Annotated in this window: 1 protein-coding gene; it reads right to left on the bottom strand. The window is 64.2% G+C overall.

The window, feature by feature from the left end; all coding sequences use genetic code 11:
• Positions 1-403, bottom strand: a 403-nt coding sequence (locus tag Q5762_RS37240) for a hypothetical protein (protein WP_315896739.1), incomplete at its 3' end; no start/stop codon positions are given.
• Positions 404-424 lie beyond the last annotated feature (21 nt).

The following is a 424-nucleotide window of genomic DNA, read 5'->3' as shown; positions in this document are numbered from 1 at the left end:
CCAGCGCCGACGCCTGCGCCCGCAGCCCCTCCGCATAGGTCGGGAACTGGCGGATGAGAGAATCGTTATCGACACCCTGCTTCTTGGCCGCCTCGGCCATGCGGGCGAACGCGGCGGCGGCCTTGTCGGCGTGGCCGGTGCCAACCATCTGGCCGAGCGCCTGATCTGCTCGCCGGAAGCCCTCTTCCAGTTCCTTGAGTGCGCCCAGATTGGCCGATGCGCCTGCAAAAAGGTTGGCCATCGGGTCAGAGCTGTTCCGCAGGTCATCCCACTTCCTCAGCTGCTCGAACGCCCCTTCGACGCTCAGTTCGATCTTCTGCCAACCCATGCTCGTCTGAGCCGCGAAGTCTTGGCGAGACATTGCGGCGGCGGCGGATTCAGTGGACAGGGCCAGCTGATTCATCAACGAAGCGGTTTGCTCAAG

It is taken from the genome of Streptomyces sp. P9(2023) (assembly GCF_032436795.1).
Classification (GTDB): domain Bacteria; phylum Actinomycetota; class Actinomycetes; order Streptomycetales; family Streptomycetaceae; genus Streptomyces.
This window is presented reverse-complemented; position numbering and strand designations above follow the sequence as displayed.